Raw genomic sequence first — 3,518 nt, 5'->3', positions numbered from 1 at the left:
AGATGTGGATAAGAGACCGCGCCTGCGGTGACGTGTTCCAGGTCGGCCAGGACGGGCACGGCGCCGTCGGCGCGCAGCGCGGCGCGGTGGTCGGGGTTGCGGACGAGGCCGACGGGGACGTCGCCGCGGGCGGCGAGTTCGCGGTGCAACAGTCGGGCGATCTTGCCGTGGCCTCCGGCGATGACGACACGCATGGGACGAATCTATCCGCCCGGGGTGTGGCCCTGCCGCCGCTGGCTCGCCGACGGGCCGCCGGTTGGGGCAGCATGGTGCGGGTGGAGGACGTGATCGAGCAGGTGGCGGGTTTGGCCGCCGGCGGTGCGGTGGTGGTGCTCAGCGGCGCCGGCCTGTCCACCGAGTCGGGTATCCCCGACTATCGGGGGCCCAGCGGGGTGGCGCGCCGGCACACCCCCATGACGTACCAGACGTTCACCGGTGACGTGGCGGCCCGTCGCCGCTACTGGGCGCGCAGCCACCTGGGGTGGCGGTGGATCGCGCGGGCGGACCCCAACGACGGGCATCGGGCGGTGGCCCGGCTGCAGCGGGCCGGTGTGGTGACGGGGATCATCACGCAGAACGTGGACGGGCTGCACACGGCCGCCGGCAGCGCCGGGGTGGTGGAGTTGCACGGCCGCCTCGACGAGGTGGTGTGTCTGGGCTGCGGTCGGCGGACGACGCGGGAGGACCTGGACGGGCGGCTGCGGCGGGCCAACCCGGGGTTCGACGCGCAAGCCGTCGCGATCAACCCGGACGGTGACGTGGATCTCGACGACGACCAGGTGGCCGGGTTCCGGGTGGTCGACTGCGGGGCGTGCGGCGGGATGCTCAAACCGGACGTGGTGTTCTTCGGCGAGACGGTGCCGGCGCCCCGGGTGGCGCGGTGTTACGCGATGGTGCGGCAGGCGCGGCTGCTGCTGGTGCTGGGGTCGTCGCTGACGGTGATGTCGGGGCGGCGGTTCGTGTCGGCGGCGGCCCGGCAGGACGTGCCGGTGGTGATCGTCAACCAGGGGGCCACGCGCGGTGACGGGTACGCGCGGCTGCGCGTCGACGCCCCGCTGGGCCGTCTGGTGCCGGCGCTGGCCGACCGGCTCTGCCCGGCCGGCGCGGATCCGGTGGTGACCGTCGCCTCCTGAGCAGGGGGCCGGGGCTTCGGTGTGGGCCGTCGGGGACGCTGGTAGCGTTGATCGTGCCGGTAGCACCCGCGTGGGAGAGACCGCCTGGCGGCAGCCGGGGCGGCGCCGAAGGGGCAAATCCTCCCCGGAACCTCTCAGGCAAAAGGACCGCGTGGGTCAGGCACTGTGGAGCGCCCGTGGGTGTGACAGAGGGGGAGGGCCGACCTGTCGACCCCGCCCCGCAGGAGCGCCCCTCATGACCTCAGAGTTCGCCGACCGTCACATCGGTCCCGGTCCGGACGACGAACGCCGGATGTTGGCCACGGTCGGGTACGCCTCGATCGACGAGCTGATGGACGCGGCGATCCCCGAGGTGATCCGCTGGCACGGTCGCCTGGACCTGCCGGAGCCCACCGGTGAGCACGAGACCCTGACCGAGTTGCGGGCCCTCGCCGCCCGCAACACCGTCGCCGTGTCGATGATCGGTCTCGGCTACCACGGCACGTACACCCCGGCGGTGATCCGCCGTAACGTGCTGGAGAACCCGGCCTGGTACACGGCGTACACGCCGTACCAGCCGGAGATCAGCCAAGGCCGGTTGGAGGCGCTGCTGAACTTCCAGACCATGGTGTCGGACCTGACCGGTCTGGCGACCGCGAACGCGTCGATGCTCGACGAGGGTACCGCCGCGGCCGAGGCGATGACGTTGGCGCGGCGGGCGTCGAAGAGCAGCAGCCCGGTGTACGTGGTCGACGCCGACGCCCTGCCGCAGACCATCGCGGTGATCGCCGGTCGGGCCGAGCCGCTCGGCATCGAGGTGCGGGTGCTGGACCTGACCGTGCAGGAGTTGCCGGCGGAGTTCTTCGGCCTGCACCTGCAGTACCCGGGGGCGTCCGGGGCGGTCCACGACCAGGCGCCGCTGGTGGCGGCGGCGCACGAGGTCGGCGCGTTGGTGACGGTGGCGGCGGACCTGCTGGCGTTGACGCTGCTGCGGTCGCCGGGGCAGATCGGCGCGGACATCGCCGCCGGCACCACCCAACGGTTCGGGGTGCCGATGGGTTTCGGGGGGCCGCACGCCGGCTACCTGGCGGTGCGGGCCGGGTTGGAGCGGATGCTGCCCGGCCGGCTGGTCGGGGTGTCCCGCGACACCGCCGGCGACCCGGCGTACCGGCTGGCGTTGCAGACCCGTGAGCAGCACATCCGGCGGGAGAAGGCGACCAGCAACATCTGCACCGCGCAGGTGCTGCTGGCGGTGATGGCCGGCATGTACGCCGTCTACCACGGTCCGGACGGGTTGCGGGCGATCGCGACGCGCACCCACGAGACGGCGGTGCGGCTGGCCGCGGGCCTGCGGGCCGGTGGCGTGGACGTGGCCGACGTGCCGTTCTTCGACACGGTCACGGCGACGGTGCCGGGGCGCGCCGCTCAGGTGGTGGCCGACGCGGCGGCGCGCGGGGTGAACCTGCGGCTGGTCGACGACGACCGGGTGGGGATCTCGTGCGACGAGACCACCACGCGGGAGCACGTGGCGGCGGTGTGGGCGGCGTTCGGCGTCGACGGTGTCGACGGCGCGGTGACGGCGGCGCTACCGGACGCGTTGCGGCGGACCGACGAGGTCCTCACCCACCCGGTGTTCCGGTCGCACCACTCGGAGACGGCGATGCTGCGGTACCTGCGGCGGCTGGCCGACTTCGACTACGCGCTGGACCGGGGCATGATCCCGCTGGGGTCGTGCACGATGAAACTCAACGCCACCACCGAGATGGAGCCGGTGAGCTGGGCGGAGTTCGCCCACATCCACCCGTTCGCCCCGGCGGAGCAGACCGCCGGCTACCGGGAGATGATCGGCCAGTTGGAGGGGTGGCTGGCCGAGGTGACCGGCTACGACGCGGTCAGTGTGCAGCCCAACGCCGGGTCGCAGGGGGAATTGGCCGGGTTGCTGGCGATCCGCGCGTACCACCGTGACCGGGGTGAGGGGCACCGGGACGTGTGTCTGATCCCGTCGTCGGCGCACGGCACGAACGCCGCGAGCGCGGTGATGGCCGGGATGCGGGTGGTGGTGGTCGGCTGCGACGACGACGGCAACGTCGACCCGGTCGACCTGGACGCCAAGATCGACCGGCACCGGGACGCCCTGGCGGCGATCATGGTGACGTACCCGTCGACGCACGGCGTGTACGAGACGGGCATCGCGTCGCTGTGCGCGAAGGTGCACGACGCCGGCGGTCAGGTGTACGTCGACGGCGCGAACCTCAACGCGCTGGTCGGGTTCGCCAAGCCGGGCCGGTTCGGGGCCGACGTGTCGCACCTGAACCTGCACAAGACGTTCTGCATCCCGCACGGCGGCGGTGGCCCCGGGGTGGGTCCGGTGGCGGTGCGCGCGCACCTGGCGCCGTTCCTGCCCGG

At 73.1% G+C, this 3,518-nt stretch carries 3 protein-coding genes and 1 riboswitch; of the genes, 2 read left to right on the top strand and 1 reads right to left on the bottom strand.

The genetic code is table 11. The features are described 5' to 3' along the window. Positions 1–194 (bottom strand): NAD(P)H-binding protein (locus EYA84_RS28850; RefSeq protein WP_153227123.1); only part of this gene is annotated, 194 nt, incomplete at its 3' end. Positions 195–266: 72 nt separating this feature from the next. Between EYA84_RS28850 and EYA84_RS28845 the strand changes: the two genes are divergently transcribed. Together EYA84_RS28845 and gcvP are read left to right on the top strand one after the other, a co-directional pair. Next, positions 267–1,133, top strand: a complete 867-nt coding sequence (locus tag EYA84_RS28845) for an NAD-dependent protein deacetylase (protein ID WP_131057137.1) — start codon at positions 267–269, stop codon at positions 1,131–1,133. Positions 1,134–1,194: 61 nt separating this feature from the next. After that, a riboswitch (glycine riboswitch) is annotated at positions 1,195–1,293 on the top strand. Positions 1,294–1,368: 75 nt separating this feature from the next. After that, positions 1,369–3,518: aminomethyl-transferring glycine dehydrogenase (gene gcvP / locus EYA84_RS28840; protein WP_131057135.1), on the top strand; the 2,150-nt coding region annotated here is incomplete at its 3' end.

The organism is Verrucosispora sp. SN26_14.1, assembly GCF_004307965.1.
Classification (GTDB): Bacteria; Actinomycetota; Actinomycetes; order Mycobacteriales; family Micromonosporaceae; genus Micromonospora.
Note: the sequence above shows the minus strand (reverse complement) of the source record. Positions and strands in the feature narration are given on the sequence as shown.